The sequence below is a fragment of the Pedobacter caeni genome (assembly GCF_900129215.1).
Classification (GTDB): Bacteria; Bacteroidota; Bacteroidia; order Sphingobacteriales; family Sphingobacteriaceae; genus Pedobacter; species Pedobacter caeni.
In genome coordinates this window covers 59,199-81,210 of sequence record NZ_FQUQ01000008.1, presented here as the reverse complement: position 1 = coordinate 81,210, position 22,012 = coordinate 59,199, and the positions used below count along the sequence as shown (strand labels likewise).

22 protein-coding genes and 1 tRNA gene are annotated in these 22,012 nt (G+C 42.4%); 6 read left to right on the top strand and 17 right to left on the bottom strand.

From position 1 onward, the window contains the following. Nucleotides 1-63: 63 nt before the first annotated feature. A tRNA-Asn gene (locus BUC20_RS30920) sits at nucleotides 64-137 on the bottom strand. A 318-nt stretch (nucleotides 138-455) separates the two neighbouring features. Between BUC20_RS30920 and BUC20_RS30915 the strand changes: the two genes are divergently transcribed. Then, nucleotides 456-866, top strand: a complete 411-nt coding sequence (locus tag BUC20_RS30915; RefSeq protein ID WP_073237885.1) for a BrxA/BrxB family bacilliredoxin — start codon at nucleotides 456-458, stop codon at nucleotides 864-866. A gap of 334 nt (nucleotides 867-1,200) precedes the next feature. Here the strand turns inward: BUC20_RS30915 and cdaA are convergent, their stop codons facing one another. Together cdaA and folP are read right to left on the bottom strand one after the other, a co-directional pair. After that, nucleotides 1,201-1,992, bottom strand: coding sequence for a diadenylate cyclase CdaA (cdaA, locus tag BUC20_RS30910; protein ID WP_073237882.1), 792 nt, complete (start codon nucleotides 1,990-1,992; stop codon nucleotides 1,201-1,203). Nucleotides 1,993-2,019: 27 nt separating this feature from the next. Beyond that, the gene (folP, locus tag BUC20_RS30905) at nucleotides 2,020-2,877 is read right to left on the bottom strand and encodes a dihydropteroate synthase (RefSeq protein WP_073237879.1); all 858 of its coding nucleotides are present in this window, start codon (nucleotides 2,875-2,877) and stop codon (nucleotides 2,020-2,022) included. 56 nt (nucleotides 2,878-2,933) lie between these two features. On the opposite strand from folP, the gene BUC20_RS30900 reads away from it, so the two are divergent. The 4 genes from BUC20_RS30900 to BUC20_RS30885 are packed head-to-tail and all read left to right on the top strand — an operon-like array spanning nucleotide 2,934 to nucleotide 6,236. Continuing rightward, a complete protein-coding gene (locus BUC20_RS30900; RefSeq protein ID WP_073237876.1) occupies nucleotides 2,934-3,476 on the top strand; it encodes a DUF1599 domain-containing protein in 543 nt (180 codons plus the stop codon). Continuing rightward, nucleotides 3,476-4,666, top strand: a complete 1,191-nt coding sequence (locus BUC20_RS30895; protein WP_073237873.1) for a BT_3928 family protein — start codon at nucleotides 3,476-3,478, stop codon at nucleotides 4,664-4,666. Before BUC20_RS30900 ends, BUC20_RS30895 begins: the two co-directional genes overlap by 1 nt. 3 nt (nucleotides 4,667-4,669) lie before the next feature. Next, nucleotides 4,670-5,725: an ABC transporter permease gene (locus BUC20_RS30890; RefSeq protein ID WP_073237870.1), complete on the top strand. Its 1,056-nt coding sequence runs from the start codon at nucleotides 4,670-4,672 to the stop codon at nucleotides 5,723-5,725. Between the two features lie 4 nt (nucleotides 5,726-5,729). Beyond that, nucleotides 5,730-6,236, top strand: coding sequence for a shikimate kinase (locus tag BUC20_RS30885; RefSeq protein ID WP_073237867.1), 507 nt, complete (start codon nucleotides 5,730-5,732; stop codon nucleotides 6,234-6,236). On the opposite strand, the gene BUC20_RS30880 is transcribed toward BUC20_RS30885, so the two are convergent. Together BUC20_RS30880 and BUC20_RS30875 are read right to left on the bottom strand one after the other, a co-directional pair. After that, entirely contained in the window at nucleotides 6,233-6,631 is a 399-nt protein-coding gene (locus BUC20_RS30880) for an acyl-CoA thioesterase (protein ID WP_073237864.1), read from the bottom strand. The genes BUC20_RS30885 and BUC20_RS30880 overlap by 4 nt on opposite strands. Before the next feature lie 77 nt (nucleotides 6,632-6,708). After that, on the bottom strand, nucleotides 6,709-7,158 hold the full coding sequence (locus tag BUC20_RS30875) for a DoxX family protein (protein WP_073237861.1): 450 nt from the start codon (nucleotides 7,156-7,158) through the stop codon (nucleotides 6,709-6,711). A gap of 535 nt (nucleotides 7,159-7,693) precedes the next feature. On the opposite strand from BUC20_RS30875, the gene BUC20_RS30870 reads away from it, so the two are divergent. After that, complete coding sequence (locus tag BUC20_RS30870; protein WP_073237858.1) at nucleotides 7,694-8,380, top strand: TetR/AcrR family transcriptional regulator; 687 nt, start codon at nucleotides 7,694-7,696, stop codon at nucleotides 8,378-8,380. On the opposite strand, the gene truA is transcribed toward BUC20_RS30870, so the two are convergent. The 12 genes from truA to BUC20_RS30810 form a co-directional block, all read right to left on the bottom strand. Beyond that, complete coding sequence (gene truA / locus BUC20_RS30865) at nucleotides 8,346-9,146, bottom strand: tRNA pseudouridine(38-40) synthase TruA (protein ID WP_073237855.1); 801 nt, start codon at nucleotides 9,144-9,146, stop codon at nucleotides 8,346-8,348. The two genes, BUC20_RS30870 and truA, sit on opposite strands and share 35 nt — an antisense overlap. Before the next feature lie 4 nt (nucleotides 9,147-9,150). Continuing rightward, nucleotides 9,151-11,118 carry a beta-N-acetylhexosaminidase gene (locus BUC20_RS30860; RefSeq protein ID WP_084529444.1) on the bottom strand — a complete coding sequence of 656 codons (1,968 nt, stop codon included), beginning with the start codon at nucleotides 11,116-11,118 and terminating at the stop codon, nucleotides 9,151-9,153. Between the two features lie 69 nt (nucleotides 11,119-11,187). Beyond that, nucleotides 11,188-12,606 (bottom strand): D-alanyl-D-alanine carboxypeptidase/D-alanyl-D-alanine endopeptidase, encoded by a 1,419-nt coding sequence (gene dacB / locus BUC20_RS30855; RefSeq protein ID WP_073237852.1) that lies wholly within the window; start codon nucleotides 12,604-12,606, stop codon nucleotides 11,188-11,190. A gap of 100 nt (nucleotides 12,607-12,706) precedes the next feature. Further along, on the bottom strand, nucleotides 12,707-13,699 hold the full coding sequence (locus tag BUC20_RS30850) for an aspartate-semialdehyde dehydrogenase (protein WP_073237849.1): 993 nt from the start codon (nucleotides 13,697-13,699) through the stop codon (nucleotides 12,707-12,709). A 285-nt stretch (nucleotides 13,700-13,984) separates the two neighbouring features. Further along, nucleotides 13,985-14,857, bottom strand: coding sequence for a sugar phosphate isomerase/epimerase family protein (locus BUC20_RS30845; RefSeq protein WP_073237846.1), 873 nt, complete (start codon nucleotides 14,855-14,857; stop codon nucleotides 13,985-13,987). Between the two features lie 10 nt (nucleotides 14,858-14,867). Then, nucleotides 14,868-15,749 (bottom strand): hydroxypyruvate isomerase family protein, encoded by an 882-nt coding sequence (locus BUC20_RS30840; RefSeq protein ID WP_073237843.1) that lies wholly within the window; start codon nucleotides 15,747-15,749, stop codon nucleotides 14,868-14,870. After that, a complete protein-coding gene (locus tag BUC20_RS30835) occupies nucleotides 15,749-16,987 on the bottom strand; it encodes a nucleoside permease (RefSeq protein ID WP_073237840.1) in 1,239 nt (412 codons plus the stop codon). The genes BUC20_RS30840 and BUC20_RS30835 overlap by 1 nt, the downstream gene beginning before the upstream one ends. 33 nt (nucleotides 16,988-17,020) lie before the next feature. Beyond that, nucleotides 17,021-17,710, bottom strand: coding sequence for a 3-keto-disaccharide hydrolase (locus BUC20_RS30830; protein WP_073237837.1), 690 nt, complete (start codon nucleotides 17,708-17,710; stop codon nucleotides 17,021-17,023). A gap of 80 nt (nucleotides 17,711-17,790) precedes the next feature. Next, nucleotides 17,791-19,236, bottom strand: coding sequence for a Gfo/Idh/MocA family protein (locus tag BUC20_RS30825; RefSeq protein WP_073237835.1), 1,446 nt, complete (start codon nucleotides 19,234-19,236; stop codon nucleotides 17,791-17,793). 49 nt (nucleotides 19,237-19,285) lie between these two features. Further along, nucleotides 19,286-19,675: a c-type cytochrome gene (locus tag BUC20_RS30820; protein WP_073237832.1), complete on the bottom strand. Its 390-nt coding sequence runs from the start codon at nucleotides 19,673-19,675 to the stop codon at nucleotides 19,286-19,288. A gap of 16 nt (nucleotides 19,676-19,691) precedes the next feature. Beyond that, nucleotides 19,692-20,744 (bottom strand): sugar phosphate isomerase/epimerase family protein, encoded by a 1,053-nt coding sequence (locus BUC20_RS30815; protein WP_073237829.1) that lies wholly within the window; start codon nucleotides 20,742-20,744, stop codon nucleotides 19,692-19,694. A 5-nt stretch (nucleotides 20,745-20,749) separates the two neighbouring features. Next, nucleotides 20,750-21,910, bottom strand: coding sequence for a Gfo/Idh/MocA family protein (locus BUC20_RS30810; RefSeq protein WP_073237826.1), 1,161 nt, complete (start codon nucleotides 21,908-21,910; stop codon nucleotides 20,750-20,752). Nucleotides 21,911-22,012 lie beyond the last annotated feature (102 nt).

The window sequence follows — 22,012 nt, the reverse complement described above, 5'->3', positions numbered from 1 at the left end:
CCCATATTATGGGAGGTAAAAAAGAAGGGCAAGCGACCGTTTTACCGTGCTTGCCCTTTTGTGCTCCCGAGACTGGGCTCGAACCAGTGACCCTCTGATTAACAGTCAGATGCTCTAACCAGCTGAGCTACTCGGGAATCCTTCGATCTAAAGAAATCTGGTTTTGTAAACAAAAACAGATCCTCTTTTTTCGGAGTGCAATATTAGAGAATCTGTTTGAATTTTAAAAGTGCTTTATTCAATTTTTTTAAAACTTTTTTTTAAGCGCTTATACCTGTGTGGATTAAATGTTAAGATTTCTGGTTGTAATCCCTGTTAAGGACATTGAATTCCTTAGAAAGCCGGAAAAACCAAAGTAATTTGAAGGTAAAATCGGAGCCTGCCGGAAGGTAATCCTTTGATGCTAATAAGTTCTGCTATATCTTTGTATAGATTAAAGAATTAAAATAGAAAATATGTATCCTGAATATTTAGTAGAACCTATGCGTGCAGAACTTACCAAAGTAGGTTTTGAGGAGTTGAAATCTGCAGCTGATGTGGATAGTGCCATCACTGGCGAAGGGACTGTATTTGTAGTAGTAAACTCTGTTTGTGGTTGTGCGGCAGCAAATGCGCGCCCTGCAGCAAGATTAGCAGCAGCAAATGAAAAACATCCTGATAAACTGGTAACAGTATTCGCAGGTATGGAGAAAGAAGCAGTTGACAGGGCAAGAGGGTATATGTTGCCTTTCCCTCCATCATCGCCATCAATGGCTTTGTTTAAAGATGGTAAACTGGTTCACATGATCGAACGTCATCAAATTGAAGGCAGACCTGCACAAATGATCGCTGATAGCTTAATCGGTGCTTTTGAGCAATATTGCTAATCATAAAAATAGCTAAACAAAAGAGGCCGGTTTTTTTACCGGCCTCTTTTGTTTAAAGGGATTTCCTGTCCTTTATCTCTTATTCCATGTTTTCTTATGGAGTAAATACTTTGCTTTGGATGTGTTCGGGATAAAGTCGATATGCCTTCGGACTGAGTCCATATTGACTGCATATCAGGTCCATAATGGCTCCACCTTTTTCCAGCAAAAACGTGGACTCACCGTGGACTCACTGTGGACTTAGCGTGGACTCAGTCCGAAGGCATATCGACCACATATCAGAGCAAGCCAAAACAGATGTCAAACAGTCACAGGACTTAACCAAAAGGAAAATTTAAAAATCTTTGTTAAGTAATTTCTCCAGTTCTCCAAAAGAAACATTCATGCGCACACGACCTTGCTTTGCATAGGCAATCTCTCCCGTTTCCTCGGATATGATCACCGCAACAGCATCTGTGGTTTCAGAAACTCCGATGCCCGCCCTGTGCCTCAAACCAAATTGAGGGGGAAGCTTATCATTGTCAGTTAGTGGAAGGATACAGCTGGCACTTTTTATTTTATTTTCCGCAATCACGACCGCACCATCATGAAGTGGGCTGTATTTTTGAAAGATACTTTCCAGCAGTCTTTTAGAGATTTTAGAATCAATGATTTCACAACTATTGGCAAAAAGCTGGTCATCATAAAACTTAACGAACACAATCAAAGCCCCTGTACGCGACTTTTTCATGCTTTTACAAGCATCAATGATTGGTTTGATGCGGACAAGGTTGTCTCTCTCAATATTTTTGCTTCCAAAGAGGTAACCCCACCAGGCTTTATTCTGTTGAAGAAAGGTGTTTTTTCCAATCATGAGGAGGAAACGCCGGATCTCAGGCTGGAAGATCACAATGAGCGCAATGATCCCCACGCTCATGAATTTGTTGATGATGGTAGACAACAAACGCATATTCAGCTGGTCTACTGCAAACCAGATGATCAGGATGATCAGCATTCCCAGCAACAAGTTTACAGCCAGGGTATTCTTGATCAGGTTGTAGATATAGTAAATGAGCAGCGCAACAAAAATAATGTCTGCCACATCTGTTAATGATACTTTTAGAAAATCGAAATCAAATCCTTTCATTATCGCCAAGTTAGGTATTTTTTGATATTAATGTGATCGGGTCTTTTCCACCAGAGCGATACATTCTGCTGCGGCTTTCACATCATGGACCCTTAAGATGCCGGCTCCTTTCATCAGGGCAATAGTATTGAGTACAGAAGTGCCATTGAGTGCTTCCTGCGGACCACCGCCTAAAAATTTATAAATCATCGACTTTCTGGAAAAGCCAACAAGAACGGGCAATTCAAAGAGATCAAGATCTTCCAGCTGATTTAACAACTGGTAATTTTCATCGGTTGTTTTTGCAAAACCAAAACCGGGATCAAGAATGATGTCTTTGACACCTAACTGATGGAGTCCCGCCACTTTGGAGGAGAAATAATCGACGAGGTCAAGACCTATATCTGTATAACCGGTTTGTTGCTGCATGGTTTGCGGAGTTCCCCTCATGTGCATCAGAATATAAGGAACCTGTAAATCCGCAACGGTCTGGAACATGGCTTCGTCCATTCCTCCACCTGCAATGTCATTGATCAGATGAGCACCTGCCTCAATACTTTCTTTAGCAACTTTTGCCCGGAAGGTATCGATGGAAAGCCAGGCTTCAGGAAACTCTTTACTGAGCAGTTCTACAATTGGAACGATACGGCTTAATTCTTCATCAGTACTTACCTCCGCTGCACCGGGACGTGAAGAATATGCACCGATGTCAATAAACTTAGCACCCTCATTCAGAAAAGTTTCTGTTCTTTTTAAGGCATCATCTGCAGTGCCCGCTCTGCTTGTGCTGTAAAATGAATCAGGGGTAAGGTTTAGGATTGCCATCACGGCCGGCCGACTTAAATCTGCCAGCTTACCTTTTAGGTTTAGTGTGCTCTTTCGGTTTAAAAATGTATCTTTAGCCATCGTATAAGACAAAAATACGGTATTTAAATAGCTTTAAACTAAATATTTTAATTGTTTTGGCAACAAACACATCTCAAGAATTCGATTCAGTAATAGCGATTTGTAAATCGCTTTTTTTAAAGAAAACAAAAGACTATGGAACCGCCTGGAGAATCCTCAGGCCATCCTCTATTACGGATCAGATTTTCATTAAGGCGCAACGCATCCGCACGCTGGAAGAAAAGAAAGTTTCGAAAGTAGGGGAGGACATCAGCTCTGAATATATTGGCATCATCAACTATTGTGTCATCGGGATGCTACAACTGGAACTGAATGCAGAGGATCCGTATGAAATGGAAGTCGCTCAGGTGGAAGCCCTGTTTGATGAAAAGGTAAACCTCACCAAAGAACTGATGTTTGCTAAAAACCATGATTATGGAGAGGCATGGAGAGACATGCGTACCAGCTCCTTAACCGACCTGATCCTGATGAAAATCATGAGGGTTAAACAAATTGAAGATAATTTAGGAAAAACAGTAGCTTCTGAAGGTATAGATGCCAATTATCAGGATATGCTCAATTATGCCGTCTTTGCATTGATTAAACTGGATCTGAAATAATGAAGAAAATAGCCCTTAATTTTGCCAGAATATTTGTCGGAGTCCTGTTTATTTTCTCAGGACTGATTAAAGCGAATGACCCGCTTGGCTTTGGATACAAGCTACAGGAATATTTCGATGAGTTCCATCATATCTTTTTTAAGTTTATTGGTTCAAATGTAGAGGGCAGCTTTTTCTTAAGTGAATGGGCTACCGGAATTGCAATTATTCTTTGTGTGCTTGAAATTGTATTGGGCGCTTTGTTACTTTTCGGTTTCTGGAGTAAAAAAGTAACCTGGGGGCTATTGGGAACAATTATATTTTTCACCTTTCTGACCTTTGTTTCAGCATTTTTCAAAATAGTGACTTCCTGCGGATGTTTCGGGGATGCCATTCCACTGACCCCATGGGAATCATTCTCCAAGGATCTGGTGTTGCTGGCACTGATCATTTATCTTTTTATTCATAAAGAATTGATTAAGCCTGTTACCCAACAGCCGGGATTACAAAAGGGACTGTTGGCCGGGGTACTGGCATTGTCACTGTTATTCAGCATATTTACCTACAGCAGGTCACCTATTCTGGACTTTTTGCCTTATAAGGTAGGTGCCAATGTCCCTGAACTGATGCGCATCCCTCCGGGAGCACAACCTGATGAGTTTCAGATCATGTACAACCTGACCAACAAAAAAACAAAAGAGAAAAAAGTGATGAGCGATAAGGATTACCTGAAAACGGAAATCTGGAAAGACGAAAACTGGGAGATCGTAGGTACACCGGAGAAAAAACTCCTTAAAAAAGGATATGAGCCTAAGATTAAAGATTTAAATATCACGGATGCTTCAGGTACCGACTATACGAAAGAACTGTTGGAAAATCCTTATTATAATCTGATTATTGTTGCTTATAACCTAAAGGACACCAATGAGGAAGCGATGGCTGCTTTAAATGCTTTGTCCTTAAACGCGGCAGAACAGTTTAACATCAGAACGGTATTGCTGACTTCCAATTCTGCACAGGACGCAGAAGCCTTTAGTAAAAAGATGAAGTTGTTTACAGAAATCTTTTATGCAGATGCGGTTCCTTTGAAAAGCATGGTCAGGGCCAATCCTGGTGTGTTGTTGTTGAAAAATGGAGTGATCATCAACAAATGGCATCACAATGCAATGCCTTCCTTTGAACAGCTCTCTGAAAAATATTTCACCAAATAGGATATGCTGCAATACGCCCTCAGGAAGTTTTTATACGGATTAGCTGTCATGGCGGGAGTGGTGAGTGTGGTGTTTATCCTGTTTAATGTATTACCTGGAGATCCGGCGAGAATGACGATGGGGCAACGCTCCGATGTACAGTCGCTGGAAGCAGTACGTAAGGAATTTGGCCTGGATAAATCCAGGCCTGCTCAGTTTTTCTTATACCTGAATGACCTTTCTCCGCTCAGTATTCATCCGGACGAAGAGGAAAGCCGTGAGAAATACCATTATGTCAGATTGATCGGAATCGGAAAGGAAGCAATTGTCCTGAAGTGGCCTTACCTGCGCAGGTCTTATCAAACAAAAAGAGAGGTGACTTCTATCTTAAGAGAAACCGTTCCAAATACTTTTATTCTGGCATTGACCGCCATGATCTTTGCCACCATTATTGGCGTTTTTCTTGGCGTACTTTCTGCCGTTCATAAAGATACCTGGATTGATAAAGCCGCAAATTCCTTCGCTATTCTTGGGATTTCCGCACCTTCTTTTTTTGCAGGTATTATCATTGCCTGGTTATTTGGATTTGTATTGAGCGATTATACGGGATTAAACATGTCTGGTAGTTTGTACAGTTATGATCCTTTTAAGGGTGAAATCATGACCTGGAAGAACCTTTTACTACCCATGCTGACCTTAGGCCTCAGGCCATTGGCCATTATCGTTCAACTGACGAGAAGTGCCATGCTGGATGTACTGGCTCAGGATTACATCCGTACCGCCAGAGCCAAAGGATTGGGACGGAATGCCATCATCTATAAGCATGCCCTAAAAAATGCCTTAAACCCGGTGATTACCGCAATTTCCGGCTGGTTTGCTTCGCTGCTTGCAGGATCCTTCTTTGTGGAATATATTTTTGGGTACAATGGATTGGGACGGACAACAGTTACGGCTTTGGAAATGTCAGATTTTCCGGTAGTCATGGGCTCAATTCTCTTTATTGCATTTATATTTGTACTGATCAATATACTGGTAGACGTACTCTATGCCTTTGTTGATCCAAGGGTAAAACTCGCTTAAAAGAATGAAGATATTTCTGATTGGATTTATGGGATGTGGTAAAAGCACTTTGGGACGAAAGCTGGCCACGAAACTGGGATATGATTTTATTGACCTCGATCATCAGATAGAAAAGCTGGTGGGGATGTCTATTGGTGCCTACTTTGCCGCTAATGGAGAGGCAGCTTTCAGGGAGTTTGAGCGTAAAACCCTGCAGGAATTTAATTATCCTTCGAATTGTGTGGTGGCAACAGGTGGGGGAGCGCCATGTTATTTTGACAATATGGCCTGGATCAATAAGAACGGTACTTCGGTGTACATCGAAATGTCTGCCGCCGCTTTAGCCAGGCGCCTGGAAAGTGGTAAAGAGAAACGCCCGCTGTTAAAAGATATGGATCAGGAGGAAATGACCAGCTTTATTGAGAAAAAACTGGAAGAACGCAATCCTTTTTACCTGCAGGCAGGTTTGAAAGTCAATGGCATCAGCCTTACTCCTGATGACCTCAGGGCTTTAATTCTGGCCGCCGTTTAATTGTCTTCTTTTGCGAATTGCTCCTCGATAAATTTGATATGTGTTTTGCCATGAGCAGCAGGATTACCATCCTCGTCTACATTCACAAATACCATTTTATCGATCGTAAGGATGCTTTTTCTGGTGATCTTGTTTCTCACCTCGCAGCGCATGGTTAAGGATGTATTGCCAAAGTCTGTAGCCGTAATTCCCATTTCTATGATGTCTCCCTGTTTGGCAGAGCTGACAAAATTGATCTCGGAAATGTATTTTGTGACCACCCTTGGATTACCCAATTGTACAATCGCATAGATGGCAGCTTCTTCATCAATCCATCTGAGCAGGCTCCCGCCAAATAAGCTCCCGTTAGGATTTAAATCTTCTGGTTTTACCCATTTTCTGGTGTGAAAATTCATATAACTGATTTTGCTCAAAAATAAGCTTTTAGCACCTATAGAATCTCACAGGGGCGTAATAAAGAAAAAATGAGGGTTTATCGCCTTGGTTTCCGCTTCATCTGATGGTCTACCGAAAACGGACCTGATCCGATTACCCAGAATAATACCAGTAATAACAGTACAATTACGGATAGCCACAATTCGGAGTTCAGTATGGAAAAACCACGCGATAGATTTACAAAAAATACGGCACATAAAAGGATCGGGATTTGTATCACTACGGCAAACCTGGTGAGCAGACCCAAGGTAATCAGGATTCCTCCTACCAGGTGTACAAACCCTACGATATGTATGGCCACACTGGCCATCATTCCCGAAAAACCGAATACATTGTTTTGCAATAACAGGTCCTGAAGAACCGCAGTATTGCTGACTATCGCAATTCCTTTGCTAAAGATGAGTAAGCCTAAAACAATACGGATTACATCCAGCCATTTGGCATGATGTACATCACCCCAGTGTTCAATTCTCTGAATAACAGTCATGATAAACCTCCTTTTTAAAATAATGCTGATTGAAGTTACCTAGAAAAATTGAGATAATCAATAGTTTATATGGCAGTTTTATATAGATGCAGTATTATATTTCTTTTTTAAACCAAAATATAATTCGCCATGTCACCACTTTCATTAAATTATCTGCGGTATCTTTAGCCCATAAAAATCCCGCGCTCAGATTATTTTTAAAAATATAACATTGCTACGTTTCAGGCCAGCTATCTGGGAGAACGTATGCTCAACAAGATTCAATATCCCCCCCCTATATTGAATAATCCCTCCTCATGGCAGCTGTTATCAAATGCCATGAGGTTCGTTTCTTTTACCCCTGATTTTAATGTGGTGAAGATCAGAGCAGAGCGCTGCTACTCAAAAATAATCTGCTGATAGTAGTTTGCTTTTTAGCTAAAAAATAATTTTTATTCCTAAATTTCCTCCATAAATGTCAATTCTTTTGAGCTGACTGTTGATTAACGCCTCTCTTAAACAACAGAATAGATCCTTTAAGAATACTTCCTGAGCTATGGCTGAAAAAGTAATTGAAAAACCATTAAAAAACCGTCTGCTGACGGAACGTAGATTAATAGATGCGGTAGGATCGATCATCAGGACCAAGGGCTATACCGGACTGGGGGTAAATGCAATTGCCAAAGAGGCAAAGGTAAATAAGAAGCTGATCTATCGTTATTTTGATAATGTAGACCGGTTGATTGAAACTTATGTGATCGAGAAAGATTACTGGCTTTCATTTAACAATAAGATTCTGGAACAGATAGACCTGAAGGATAAGAAAAACAGCCTCATTGATAATTTCGTTTCCATTCTTCAGAAACAGTTTGAATTCTTCTGGAATGAAGAGGAGATGCAAAAGATCATTTTGTGGGAAATTTCCGAAAGGACCCATCTGCTGGATAGTGTTTGCATGGTACGTGAAGAATACGGAAACTCACTTTTGGCCATGACAGACACTTATTTTAAGAATTCTGCAGTGAGCCTCAGAGGGGTTGCCGCACTACTTGTTTCGGGAATTTACTATCTCGTGCTCCATGCCAAGAAAAATGAAAGTACAATTTGTGGGCTGGACGTAAATACAGAAGAGGGGAGGGCCGAAATTCAAAAATCTATACGCCATATTGTTGAATGGGCTTTTCATGCCGGAAAATCGAAGATTAAACCTAGCCGAACTGATCCACCTGATGCTGCAGAATAGCAGAAAATTCTGTTCTTGGTGGCAGGTTCAGGTATGGATAGGTTACTTTCGACAAGTATAATCCCTGTGGATGGGCAGGCGTAATCAGCGCAGGGGTTTCTTTTGTAATCAGGTAGTTTTCAAATTCATCTACACTGAGTTCTCCTTTTCCGATTTTTAACAATTGACCCATGATGATCCGGATCATTTTGCTGAGAAAGCGGTTCGAGGAAATCTGGAAGCGCAGGCGGTCACCGGAAGAATCAACGGTAAGGCTTGCTGACATTACATTACAAATCGTATGTTCATACTTATCCGGACTGGTACAAAAGGGACGATAGTCTTTATATTGTGGCAATAAGGCTGCCGCCTGTTTCATCTGGTCGATATGGAGGTCTTTCAATAAATAGAAAGCACTAAGCCCGTTTAAGAAGGGACTTTTATAGGTATGGATAAAATAATCGTAGCAGCGCTGTACAGCATCGAAGCGGGCATGTTGCATCCCCGGCATAGGAATGATGTCAAAAACAGCAATACTTCCGGGAAGGAGCTTATTTAGCCTGAAAACAAGATCAAAGTCCCAGGACTGTTCAATGTCCATATGAAAGAAGAACTGGCTGGCGTGTACCTGTGCATCTGTTCTGCCACAGCCATTGATCACAACCGGTGTTTTCAGAATCTGGGTTAATGCCTGTTCTATCACCCCCTGAACATTCAGAATGCCGGGCTGTTTTTGCCATCCGTTAAAATGAAGGCCATGGTAGCCAATATGTACGAAATACCTCAATGTCTTATTTTCTTGCTCTCTTGTTCAACTCTTCTATTGGCATACTCAACATCCGTCCTACAGGTTGTTTTCCTTTATAAGTGATCACCCTTAGCATGCCGGCATCTTTCGGAGGATTAAGTTTCTCGGTGTACTTAGGATAAAAACGATCCGGGAACGAATTGTCGAAACTGTAATAGATGTCCAGTCCTTCTACTTCTGTGCTCAGCTCAATCAGCAATTGACGGTCTGCAGATCTGCTGACCTTAAAGATCGGATCGTATACACTAGGTGCATATTTAGTTTCTGCAATGTCCAGTCTTTTGAAATGTTGTTCTACTTTTCCAAAGAAATTATTCCAGTTTTTCTTTTCTCTAGGCGACCATACTGATTCGGCGATGGCCATACCTCTTGGCCAGGTCATGTATTCAGCCTGTCTGATGTTATAAACCTGTTCTGTCCATAAATTCGCTTGTCCGCCTTTGATATATTTAGGATCTACACCCAAAGGGATAGGGTCAAACTCGTAGGATTTGCTTAACCTCAGGGAAGCATATACCCTGGGTTCTGTAATCGGATCTGCCTGCATATAATCCAAATACGCATAGGTAGTCGGGCTCATCACGACATCGTGTTTTTTAAGCGCCGCATCAGTGCCATATTTCATCCCTCTCCAGCTCATCACCGCAGCACTTGGAGACATATTCCCGTCCAGGATCTCATCCCATCCCATGAATTTTTTGCCTTTCGATTCTACAATTCCCTGAACACGTTTTTCAAAATAACCCTGAACCTGGTGCATATTTTTTAAGCCTTCTTTTTGCATCAGCGCTTTAATGGCATCACTCTTTTCCCAGAAATTGAAAGGCGCTTCATCTCCACCCATATGGATATATTCAAAAGGGAAAAGTGCTGCAATCTGTGTAACTACGCTATCCAGGAAGCTGTATACTTTTTCGTTGGCCGGACAAAGCGTGTTGTCTACCAATGCTGTTGGAGGTGCTCCTCTTGACCAGTCCATAATTCTTTCTCCTGAACGGACACGGTAATTCTCGGCTCCGGGAGTGCAGGAAAGCTCCGGATAGGAAGAAATAGCGGCAAGGCTATGTCCGGGAACATCAATCTCCGGAAGGATATTGACGAAACGTTCCTGTGCATATTGTACGAGTTCTTTGATGTCTTCCTGTGTGTAAAAACCGCCGTAAGTACGGGGTTCATCCGGTCCCGGAGGACTGAAATTCCCGAATTCGCCAGTTTTTTTAACGCTCCATGCACCCACCTCAGTAAGTTTCGGGAAGCCTTTGATCTCTATTCTCCAGCCTTCATCATCTGTAAGGTGTAAATGAAGAACATTGTATTTATAGCGGACCATGGCATTGATGTACTGCTTCACTTCTGCTTTTGTAAAGAAATGACGGGCAACATCGAACATTAAACCTCTCCAGCCTACGCGGGGATAATCGGTGATGTCTGCGCAAGGACTTTTCCAGTTGATGTCTTCTACCAGTTCTTTGCTTTCTATTTCCTTTGGAAATAGCTGAATTAAGCTCTGTGCGCCATAAAAGAGGCCAGCTGCTTTATTTGCTTTGATCACAATATGGCTGGTGCTTACAGAAAGCTGATACCCTTCATTTCCCAAAACCGGATTTACCTTGTCGTTAAGTACGAGCCTGATGGTCGCTGTAGTTCCGGCATCATGGTGATTGATCACAGAAACATAACTCCCTGTAGGAACAGAAAGTCTTTCCTGTAAAAATGCAAGGACCTGTTTCAACTCCGGATTTCCGGGTGATTGAATGGTGATATTGGCTGGTAAAACAAAATGACCTTCGTTTTTAACCACAGATACAGGTTCCGGGATAATGGCAATTTCAGAAGGAAGGTTAGTTCCCGCAGCTGCTTCGGCGGTATTGGCGGATTCAGCTGATATGGCCTGAGCAAAGGTAAAAGTGCTCATCAGGCAGCAGGAGAAAAACAGGAAGAATCTTTTCATAGAACTGGCTAACAGTGTATTTCGAATTTTATAAACAGGCGCAATTTATCAATAAAAAGGCAAATAATCTTATTTAAGCGCATCCAGCACCTTGAATAACTTCCTGCTGATGCCTGAGCCCGTGTAATTATTGATGTTGATCACAATGATGTATTTATTGCCTGATTTATCTGTGTAATATCCCGCATAGGCAGAAACATCATTGATGCTGCCACTTTTGAGCTTCATACCATTGTTCTCCGGAAGTGATTTATAGAAGTCAGGAAACCAGTCCTCTTTCTGGGATTGAAACAAGACACTGGCCATTGTCGTTGCAGTAACCCTGGTTGCAGGAGAAAGTCCGCTACCATCCATAATATTCATTGCAGCCCCGTCCAGGCCTTTACCTACCCAAAAGTTGATTTCAGCCTGTGCCCCGTTTTTTGTAGTGGCGGCTTTGCCGGATTTCCAGGCGATGGTCCTTAACAGGTGTTCTCCATAAAGATTGACGCTCTTTTTGTTGAACCAATACACCATTTCACTCAAAGAAGGGGAGGAGATGGTGATCAGTTTCTGGCTGACAGTGGGTAAGGCCTGTTTGTCTACCGTCAGCAGTCTTGCTGTGGTTACACCTGACCCTGTATTAATTCCGATGCGTTGAAGGGTGTCCTGTAAACGGAAAGCAGCATCAAATGCAGGATCGGGTAAAGCTGCGGAAACACCGGATTTAGTGATTCCCAATGCCCAGGTTCCACGCAGGTAAGCCGTATGGCTATAGGGCGGGAGATAGGCATACACATTATCGCCTGTGCCCGGAGAACCTGCTTTAAGCTCATTGACGAATTTAAGGTAGGGCATTTCCGGAACAATTTTCAGCATAGAAACTTCCTCTTCTGCTGATTTATTGGCTTTGAGGTGGATGTCAAACTGATTTTCCCGCCAGCTAAGCGCCGAAGGGCCCGCGCCATAGTAATTTCCTATATCTTGCCAGATCCATCCGTCTGGTGTACTCTGACTACCCCACAAACTATCATCTCCGATGATTCTGCCTTCAATTTTTTTAATCCCTGCAGCCTGTATGGCTTTCAGCCATTGGTCCAGCACATGGGCTTCCTTACTGCTTTCATACCGCCAGGAGCCCAGGGTTGGGTCGCCACCTCCAATAATGATCAGGTCTCCCTTTAAAATGCCTTCTGCGGTAATGTTACCGCTATAGGCAAGGGTCGTCTGGTATTGAAAATCTTTGCCGAGTAAGCTGAACGCAGTAGCAGAAGTAATGGTTTTCAGGGTTGATGCAGTGGCCAGTCCGAGGTTTTCATTTTTAGCAAATATGGTTTTTCCTGTTGTCGCATCCAGTACACACAGGGCAACGATTCCGTATTTTGCCTGTGGATCTGCGGTTAAGTTATTATAGGCTTGTTCCAGCTTTTGTGCAGGGCCTTGTGCAAAGGCAAACTGCCGGAGCAGCAGCAGGAATAACAGGCAGGAGATTTTTTTAGCAATACTCATCAAAACAGGGTTGTTTGGTATGGGTTAATAACGAAAAAAGTGATGTACAGATTGCCTTGTTCAGCTTTCCATACATCACTTTGTGATTTTTATTTAAAGATTAAATCAATCCTTTTTTAACTAAGAATTCAGCAATCTGAACCGCATTCGTTGCTGCACCTTTACGCAGGTTATCGGCAACGATCCACATGTTCAGTGAATTCGGCATAGATTCATCGCGTCTGATCCTTCCAACAAATACCTCATCTTTTTCATGAGCATCTTTAGGCATCGGGTATTTCAGGTTGGCAATGTCATCTACTACAATGATTCCATCTGTTTTCTCCAATAATTCTCTTACTTCTGCAAGGTCAAAATCGTTTTCAAACTCAATGTTTACAGATTCAGAGTGACCGCCCATTACCGGGATACGTACTGTTGTAGCCGTTAAACGGATGCTGTCATCACCCATAATCTTACGGGTTTCATTGATCATTTTCATTTCCTCTTTTGTGTATCCGTTATCTACGAAAACATCGATCTGAGGAATTACGTTTAAGTCGATCGGGTAAGCATAAGCCATAGGGCCATCAAGAATACCTTTACGCTCATTCATCATTTGTTCTACTGCCTTTACACCGGTTCCGGTTACAGACTGGTAAGTAGAAACGACAACACGCTTGATCTTATATTTATCATGTAATGGTTTTAAAGCCACTACCATTTGGATGGTCGAACAGTTTGGGTTTGCAATGATCTTATCATCAATAGAAAGCTCATGGGCATTCACTTCTGGTACAACCAGCTTTTTAGAAGGGTCCATGCGCCATGCAGATGAATTGTCAATTACGGTGGTACCTGCCTCAGCGAAACGTGGTGCATGTTCTAAAGAGGTGCTTCCACCTGCAGAGAATAATGCAATATCGGGTCTCATTGAAATTGCAGTATCCATGTTTACAATTGCATACTTCTTACCCTTAAAAGTGATTTCCTTACCAACACTTTTTTCGGATGCAACCGGAATTAACTCGGTTAACGGGAAGTTACGCTCTTCTAACACTTTTAACATTACGGTACCTACCAGACCGGTGGCGCCTACAACTGCAATTTTCATTTTTTAAATGGTTTTTTTAATCGGTTTTTATTAATTTATATAGTATTCAGTTTTTATAATAAGTTCTTTATTCTCAATGGTCTGAGTATTTCTCAGATTTTTCAAATATGGTGATTTTTTTACGCTTTTTGCTTTTAAAGAACCTAAAACTTACATTTTGATTTGTTTTTAACAGGTGATCTTTACCCTTTTATGTGAAATCGCGCCTCAGATGCGAATTTCTGAACATAAAAAAGGGAAGTAGTTTTGTAAACCACTTCCCTTGATATTTTAAGATCTTTATTCTTAAATCAAATCGCGATTTACATGGTCGAAGCTTTTCTTAATGCTCACAAACGGATCCATGGAGAAGTTTTCCTGCTCTACGATCGCATGTTTCAGCCCTGCCTGCTTGGCATGCTTAAAAATAGACTTGAAGTTGATGCTTCCGCTACCCACTTCTGTATTGATCGAAGGTTTCGCTTTATCCATATCCTTTACATGCCACATTGGGAAACGTCCCGGATATTTGTTAAATAAAGCAAGAGGATCGTTTCCTGATCTGACTACCCAATATAAGTCCATTTCAAATTTCACGTTGTCTTTGTCCGTTTCCTGAAGCATCACCTCATATCCGGTACCACCATCATATTTCTTGAATTCAAAATCATGATTATGGTAAGCAAGCGTTAAGCCTGATTGTTTACATATCAGGGCAGCTTCGTTTAAGCGGGCTGCTACTTTTTTATAATCATCAAGGCTGGACCTTAAATCTTCTCCTAACCATGGTACGGTCAGGTAATTCATGCCGATTCCTTTTGCACCTTCGATATTGATTTTTAAGTCGTCCTGATTGCCATCTTTGATGAAAGCATCCAAACCAAAATGTCCGCTTGGGGCTTTTAGTCCGTTTGCATCAAGGAGACTTTTGAATGCCTTTGGGTCCAATCCCCAATAACCGCCTTTAGCAGAATAACCATAGGTTTCTACTTCTTTATAGCCGGCTTTGGCCACTTTCTCGATTACTCCTGTCACATCTTTCCCAATCACATCACGTAAAGTGTACAATTGAAGACCAACGCGTTTCCCTTTTGCTGCTGCAAAAGCAAATGAAGGGAGTATAATGGCTCCTGCCGCGGCAATCCCTACATTTTTTATAAATGTTCTTCTTGAATTCATAGCTTTTAATTTATACGTCACAAATATTTACGGCATCTCTCAGTGATTTGAGTTTATCCTTGTACCTGGGAATAAATTCCTGTGCAAGGTAACCTTTAAAACCAGTCGCAAGGATGGCTTTAATGATTGCCGGATAAAACAACTCCTGAGTATCGTCTATTTCGTTTCTTCCGGGTACTCCGGCGGTATGGTAATGAGAAATGTACTGGTGATATTTATTGATATTGGCAATCACATTTCCCTCGTCAATCTGCATGTGGTAAATATCGTACAACAGTTTAAAGTTTTCTGAGCCCAGTCTCTTGGCCAGTTCAGCACCCCATGCAGTGGTATCACACTGATAGTCTTTATGGTCAACTTTACTGTTTAATAACTCCATCACCAATACTACATTGTGTTTTTCGGCGATGCCGATCACTTGTTTTAATCCTTCAACGCAATTGTTCCATCCTGTTTCATCATCTTTACCACGTCGGTTTCCACTGAAGCAGATCAGCTGTGTATATCCAGCTGCGGCTACTTTAGGGATCATTTCCGAATAGTTCTTAATCAGGGTAGCGTGGAACTTCGGATCATTCCAGCCATCTACAAGATTGATCTCAGCACCGTTACACATCGAAGAATACAAACCATGTTTCTTCAGGATATGCCAGTCTGCAGGACCAACCAGGTCGATTGCTTTCAATCCTATTTTCTTTGCTTCAATACATAAAGCCTCTAATTCCATGCCACCAAAACACCAGCGGCAAACAGAGTGGTTTACATTTCCTTTCAAGGCCGTAGATTTATAAGGTTCCAATGCAAAAGCAGGTAAAGCTGCCGATACGCCTAATGCGGCAGTTCCGGCAACAATGCTTTTCAATGCAGTTCTCCTGCTCAGTTCTTCGCTCATTAGTGATTCAATTGGGCTTCCACTTTCTTTTTATCCGTAAAGAAAAGTGCAAACAATAAAAAGACAACGAATGCGATTCCTGAAGGAATGATCCATACCATTTTCCAGTCGAACGAACCGTCGGCAAGTTTGTAGGTGTCGGTAATCCATCCTGCAACCTCGAAACCAACCAGCATTCCTACACCGTAGGTGGCCAGCGTAATTAGACCTTGTGCAGAGCTTTTGTATTTATCTCCGGCAGCAGAATTGGTATAGATCTGTCCCGATACAAAGAAGAAGTCATAACAAATACCATGAAGGGCAATTCCGAGAATCAGCATGAAGCTCAGGTCACTTGCATTTCCATAAGCAAACAGCGCATAACGAACTCCCCAGGCCAGCATTCCCACTAAAATGGTTTTCTTAAAGCCAAATTTGGTAAAGAATACCGGTAAAAGTAACAGGAAGAGCACTTCGGAAATCTGTCCGATGGTCATTTTCCCTGTAGGGTTTTCCAGACCGACATTGGAAAGGAAAGGGTGTGCATTCTGATAATAGAAAGCCAATGGGATACAGATCAGGATTGAAGAGATAAAGAAGATTGCAAAGTTCTTATCCTTTAACAGCTTTAAGGCGTCAAGGCCTAAAATCTCTGATACTTTTACCTTTTCTCCTGAGGATACTTTTGGAGGTGTTTTTGGTAAAGTGAAGCTAAATAAACCTAATGTTAGTGAAGCAATACCAGCCATTAGAAACGTGTTTTTCAACATTCCGGCTTTCGCAGCTTCGGCGGTATCCCAGTGGAAATAGAAACTGATCAATAAACCTGCTGCAATCCATCCGATTGTTCCCCATACCCTGATGGTAGAGAATTCTTTTTCCGGATCTTTCATCTGATTGAAAGAAACCGAGTTGACCAGTGCCAGGGTAGGCATAAACAGAATCATATAGCCCAAAACATAGGGGTAAAATACGTTGATGTCTGTGGCATTATACATCTGATACATCAGCACAGCACCTACCAGGTGCAGGACACCCAGAATTTTCTCCGCATTAAAATAGCGGTCAGCAATCAGTCCAATGATAAAAGGGGCAATGATCGCTCCCCATGACTGGGTAGAGAACACTGATGCACTCTGGCCTCCCGTAGCACTGAGGTTATTCCCCAGGAAGGTACCCAGTGTAACAAACCATGCTCCCCAGATAAAAAATTCCAGGAACATCATGGCTGACAATTTGATGCGATTGTTTAGGTTCATTTTTGGTTAGTTATATCTCGTTTTGTTTATCAATTATAGTTCTTTAATCATGATGTTGCGGTACCATACCTCATTACCATGATCCTGAAGGGCAATCTTTCCGGATTTGAAGGTAGCAAAACCATCCCATCCTTTAAATTTACTTCCTGCAACCAGGGCTTTAAACTGATCGTCCCACAGGGTGGTACTCACGATTTTGACGCCATTTAGTTTCAGTTCCAGTTTGCCGTTTTTGCTGATGATCTCCGCTGTGTTCCATTCTCCGACAGGCTTTACCGGCTCTGAGCTGCTTTTAATCAGGTCATAAAGGTCTCCAGCACGGTGTTTGGTGATCTTTCCGTCCGGATGACCATCATTGTCCAATACCTGCATCTCTAAACCAGTACTGTAAGTATTGGAATATTTATCCTTGTCTTCATTGATGTAGAAAATAATTCCGCTATTCGCTTTTGGAGCTACTTTCCAGTCGATTTTAAGGTGGAAATTACTGTATTCCTTATCGGTTACCAGATCTCCGCCACCTTCTCTTCCTGATTTAGGAACAAAATGAAGCGTGCCATCTTCTACCTGCCATTTGCTACCTGCTGTAGTCTGGCCATAAGTATGCCATCCGGCAGTTGATTTACCATCAAACAGTTTGGTAAAGCCTTTTTTACCGGATTGTGCATTTGCTGAGCCTATGACTGCAGTGAAAAGCATGGCTGAGAAAATATATTGTTTCATCTGTTTATTTTTAGGGTTTAATTGTCAGATGGACCCTTTGATACGGGGTCCATCATTTTATCTTTTTAGCTGAAAAAGGATTACCATCCTTTACGGTATTCGCGTTGTACGTATTGGTTTACTGCATCAAAATTGGTGACCCTCATTTTGTCATTGTCCCAAAGTAACTTGATGTTTCTTCCAGGGTAACTGGCTCTGCCTTTATCGTTTTTCAATTGGATGTCTGTAGCTCTGATCGCCAGGTTGGCCATTAATAACGCTTCTGTTAAAGGACCAGCGATGTCAAATGGTGAGCTGAGTTCTTTTTTACCATATCCGGCAATACAAGCTTCCACCCATTGTGCATAGTGACCGTCTGCTCCGCCTTTAACACGTGCAAGGCTTTCAGGAACCCTGATGTCCTTGTTCTTGCTCAATGGCAACAAGCGTGGATCTGCACTATACGTGCTGGCCATCATTTTACCTTTTGTACCGATAAATAAAGTTCCGTTTCCACCATCACCAAACACCTCGTTTGCTTCCAGTTCTTCCGGTCTTTCCGGCTGAATACCACCGTCCATCCAGTGAACGGTAACATCACCTTTGGTTTTATTTGTTTTCGGGAATTTCAAGGTTACGTGGCTTGACGGCGGACAGCTGTCAGGGAAATAACCCCTTTTAAACTCATCTACATATACAGAACCTACGCTCGCCTGAACTTCCGAAGCATATTTCAGATTTAGCATGCTGAATGGGGCCTCTAACAAGTGACATCCCATATCGCCCAGTGCTCCTGTACCATAATCCCACCAGCCTCTCCAGTTAAATGGAACTAATTTCTCCACATAATCTTTGTAAGGGGCAGTACCCAACCATAAATTCCAGTCCAGATCACTTGGTACCTGCGCTTTATTTGCTGACCATGGAATGCCCTGAGGCCATACCGGTCTGTCTGTCCAGGCATATACCGTATGAACATCACCAATTAAACCTGCATCATACCATTCTTTCATCTGCCTTGGTCCATCGTTAGATGCACCCTGGTTTCCCATTTGCGTCACTACTTTATATTTTGAAGCTGCTGCAGTTAAGGCACGCGCTTCGTAAATATCATGAGTTAATGGTTTTTGAACATATACATGTTTCCCTAACTGCATGGCAGCTAAAGCCTGTATGGCATGGCTATGATCCGGGGTAGAAACCGAAACTGCATCGAAGTTCTTGGATTCTTTGTCGAACAATTCACGGTAATCCCTGTAGTATTTTGCTTTCGGGAAGGCCTTTACACTGGCAGCAGCCCTGGAGTCATGTACATCACAAAGGAAGCCGATTTCGGCTTTGCCACTTTTGTAAAAACTAGCAATGTCCGATTGTCCTTTACCTCCGGCACCTATCCCTGCAATAATCAGGCGGTCGCTCGGGGCAGTAAATCCTCTTCCGCCTAAAACATGACGGGGAACAATCATAAATGCAGTAGCTGCAACTGCAGCAGTCTTAAGGAAACTCCGTCTAGACGTAGCGTCCTGGTTCTTATTGGTTTCTTCCATGGTTTATAGGTTGGTTCTGTGGTTTATGGGTTGGTTCTGTGGTTCAGTATTACTTTTTCAATGATAGGATGTACCTTACCATTTCTTTGGCATCGTCTTTAGAAAGGCTGGCATGCGGAGTCATTGGAACTTCTCCCCAAACACCTTTACCACCAGAAATGATCTTTCCTGCCAATAATTCGATGGTTTCGTCATTCAGGCTGTATTTAGCCGCAATCTCTTCGTAAGTCGGGCCAATTACTTTGGTTACTTTATTGTGACAGCCAATACAATCTGCTGTAGCAATCAGTCTTTCTCCAGGGTGTTTTTCTGTAGAAGCGCTGCTGGTTGCAGGTGTAGTTTCTGTAGTTGAGGCGGTGTTTGTTCCGTTTGATTCCGGGCTTCCGCAAGAAGCTAAAGCAAGAATAAAGCAGGCTAGGATAAAAAGTGTGTGTTTCATTTTGTGTTGTATTAATTTATAGACCTAAAATTTTATTGTTGAAATTGTCGTCTCCACCGGAAGCAGCAAAATCATCAAATGCCCTTTCGGTTACTTTAATGATGTGTTTGCTGATCAGCTCAGCGCCTTCTTTTGCACCAACCTGTGCATCTTTGATCGGGCATTCCCATTCCATTACGGCCCAGCCCTGATAATCGTACTGTGCCAGTTTACTGAAAATAGTTTTGAAATCTACCTGACCATCACCCGGTGAACGGTACCTTCCGGCACGGTTTGCCCAGCTTTGGTATCCACCAAAAGTACCTTGTTTTCCGGTAGGGTTAAACTCAGAATCTTTTACATGGAAAGCTTTGATGCGCTCGTGATAGAAATCAATGTACTGGATATAATCCAGTTGTTGTAATACAAAGTGAGAAGGATCGTATAACAGGCATGCGCGGGGATGGTTGTTTACTTTTTCCAGGAACATCTCATAAGTGATGCCATCGAAAAGGTCTTCACCAGGGTGAATTTCGTAACATACATCCACACCGCAATTGTCAAATTCATTCAGAATAGGGGTCCATCTTTTGGCTAGCTCTGTAAATGCAGCATCTACCAGACCTTCAGGGCGTTGTGGCCATGGGTGGAACATGTGCCAAAGCAGGGAACCGCTAAAAGTAGCATGGGCATTTAATCCCAGGTTTTGTGATGCTTTCGCTGCGTATTTTAATTGCTGAACCGCCCATTTGGTGCGTTCAGCAGGGTTATTCTTATATTGATCTGGTGCAAAGGCATCAAAAGCAAGGTCATAAGCAGGGTTCACTGCGACTAGTTGTCCCTGAAGGTGAGTGGAAAGCTCTGTAATCTCCAATCCATGCGCCTGTACTTTACCTTTTAATTCATCTGCATAGGTTTTGCTCTCTGCAGCCTTTTGAAGGTCGATAAAACGGGAGTCAAGCGTAGGCATCTGAATCCCTTTAAAGCCTAATCCAGCTGCCCATTCACAAATGGCATCCAGGGAATTGAAAGGGGCGTCATCTCCAATAAACTGGGCAAGAAATACTCCGGGTCCTTTAATTGTTGTCATGATGTTTATATGTTAAAATCAAACCACTTTTGATCAGAGGCTGAAGAAGCGACTACATTTTCAATAAATGCCATTCCTCTTACGCCATCTTCTACTTTAGGGAAGTCGAGCATTGCTGCTGTTGGTTCTTCTCCTTTGCTGATTGCTCCTATTGTTAACGCGAAGTTTCTGTAAATATTTGCAAAAGCTTCCAGGTAGCCTTCCGGATGTCCGCCCGGAACACGGGTATTGTGTTTGGCGATATCAGAAAGGTAAGGTTGTCCGGCACGGTAGATTTGTGCAGGCTGATCCAACCATTTTACGATTAAGGTATTGGGTTCCATCTGGTGCCATTCCAGGCCGCCTTTTTCCCCATAGATTTTTATTTTCAGTGCATTTTCTTCTCCTGCAGCAATCTGAGAAGCAATCAGGACACCGTTTGCGCCATTGTCAAATTTTAACAATACGTTCCCGTCGTCGTCTAAACCACGACCTGGGACTACGATATTTAAATCTGCACAAAGCTTGGTAATTTTCAGGCCAGAGATGTATTCTGCCAGTTGAGCAGCATGTGTACCGATATCGCCCATACAGCCGCTCTTCCCGCTTTTCTTTGGGTCTGTGCGCCATGCAGCACCGGAGTTGCCTTCTTTTTCAGTCAGCGTACTCAGCCATCCCTGAGGATATTCCACCATTATTTTTCTAATGGCACCAAACTTTCCTTCCTTCACCATTTCTCTGGCTTGTTTCACCATCGGGTAACCGGAATAGGTATGGGTAAGACAAAGGACAAGTCCTGTTTCTTTAACTTTTTGTTGTAATTGTTTTGCTTCTTCCAGGGATAAGGCAATGGGTTTCTCAATAACGACATTAAAGCCGTGGTCAAGTGCCATCATTGCGGGAGCAAAGTGAGCGAAATTAGGGGTCACAATCGTCACAAAATCTATGCGTTTATCTGCGGGCAGCTGACTTTCCTTTTCAATCATCTCCTGATAATTCTCATAGATCCGATCGTCATCAAGGAATAATTCTTTTCCGGATTGTCTGCCTACTTCAGGGTTTACGCTTAAAGCTCCGCAGCAAAACTCAACCTGACCATCTATATTTGCTGCAATGCGGTGAACGGCGCCGATAAATGCGTCTTTACCTCCACCGATCATGCCCATTCTCATCTTTCTGTTGTTCATCAGAATAATTTATTATTTGTTGTTTTTAATGATATCTAAACCGACTTAGCAGGGCTTAAATATAAAACCTGCATGCCAGTTTTACAAGCATGCAGGTTTAAT

Bases quoted from the DNA above. Each gene is read 5' to 3' on its own strand.
- BUC20_RS30915 (WP_073237885.1), top strand. From the start codon at position 456: ATGTATCCTGAATATTTAGTAGAACCTATGCGTGCAGAACTTACCAAA.
- cdaA (WP_073237882.1), bottom strand. From the start codon at position 1,992: ATGAAAGGATTTGATTTCGATTTTCTAAAAGTATCATTAACAGATGTG.
- folP (WP_073237879.1), bottom strand. From the start codon at position 2,877: ATGGCTAAAGATACATTTTTAAACCGAAAGAGCACACTAAACCTAAAA.
- BUC20_RS30895 (WP_073237873.1), top strand. From the start codon at position 3,476: ATGAAGAAAATAGCCCTTAATTTTGCCAGAATATTTGTCGGAGTCCTG.
- BUC20_RS30890 (WP_073237870.1), top strand. From the start codon at position 4,670: ATGCTGCAATACGCCCTCAGGAAGTTTTTATACGGATTAGCTGTCATG.
- BUC20_RS30885 (WP_073237867.1), top strand. From the start codon at position 5,730: ATGAAGATATTTCTGATTGGATTTATGGGATGTGGTAAAAGCACTTTG.
- BUC20_RS30880 (WP_073237864.1), bottom strand. From the start codon at position 6,631: ATGAATTTTCACACCAGAAAATGGGTAAAACCAGAAGATTTAAATCCT.
- BUC20_RS30875 (WP_073237861.1), bottom strand. From the start codon at position 7,158: ATGACTGTTATTCAGAGAATTGAACACTGGGGTGATGTACATCATGCC.
- BUC20_RS30870 (WP_073237858.1), top strand. From the start codon at position 7,694: ATGGCTGAAAAAGTAATTGAAAAACCATTAAAAAACCGTCTGCTGACG.
- BUC20_RS30860 (WP_084529444.1), bottom strand. From the start codon at position 11,118: ATGAAAAGATTCTTCCTGTTTTTCTCCTGCTGCCTGATGAGCACTTTT.
- dacB (WP_073237852.1), bottom strand. From the start codon at position 12,606: ATGAGTATTGCTAAAAAAATCTCCTGCCTGTTATTCCTGCTGCTGCTC.
- BUC20_RS30850 (WP_073237849.1), bottom strand. From the start codon at position 13,699: ATGAAAATTGCAGTTGTAGGCGCCACCGGTCTGGTAGGTACCGTAATG.
- BUC20_RS30845 (WP_073237846.1), bottom strand. From the start codon at position 14,857: ATGAATTCAAGAAGAACATTTATAAAAAATGTAGGGATTGCCGCGGCA.
- BUC20_RS30840 (WP_073237843.1), bottom strand. From the start codon at position 15,749: ATGAGCGAAGAACTGAGCAGGAGAACTGCATTGAAAAGCATTGTTGCC.
- BUC20_RS30835 (WP_073237840.1), bottom strand. From the start codon at position 16,987: ATGAACCTAAACAATCGCATCAAATTGTCAGCCATGATGTTCCTGGAA.
- BUC20_RS30830 (WP_073237837.1), bottom strand. From the start codon at position 17,710: ATGAAACAATATATTTTCTCAGCCATGCTTTTCACTGCAGTCATAGGC.
- BUC20_RS30825 (WP_073237835.1), bottom strand. From the start codon at position 19,236: ATGGAAGAAACCAATAAGAACCAGGACGCTACGTCTAGACGGAGTTTC.
- BUC20_RS30820 (WP_073237832.1), bottom strand. From the start codon at position 19,675: ATGAAACACACACTTTTTATCCTAGCCTGCTTTATTCTTGCTTTAGCT.
- BUC20_RS30815 (WP_073237829.1), bottom strand. From the start codon at position 20,744: ATGACAACAATTAAAGGACCCGGAGTATTTCTTGCCCAGTTTATTGGA.
- BUC20_RS30810 (WP_073237826.1), bottom strand. From the start codon at position 21,910: ATGAACAACAGAAAGATGAGAATGGGCATGATCGGTGGAGGTAAAGAC.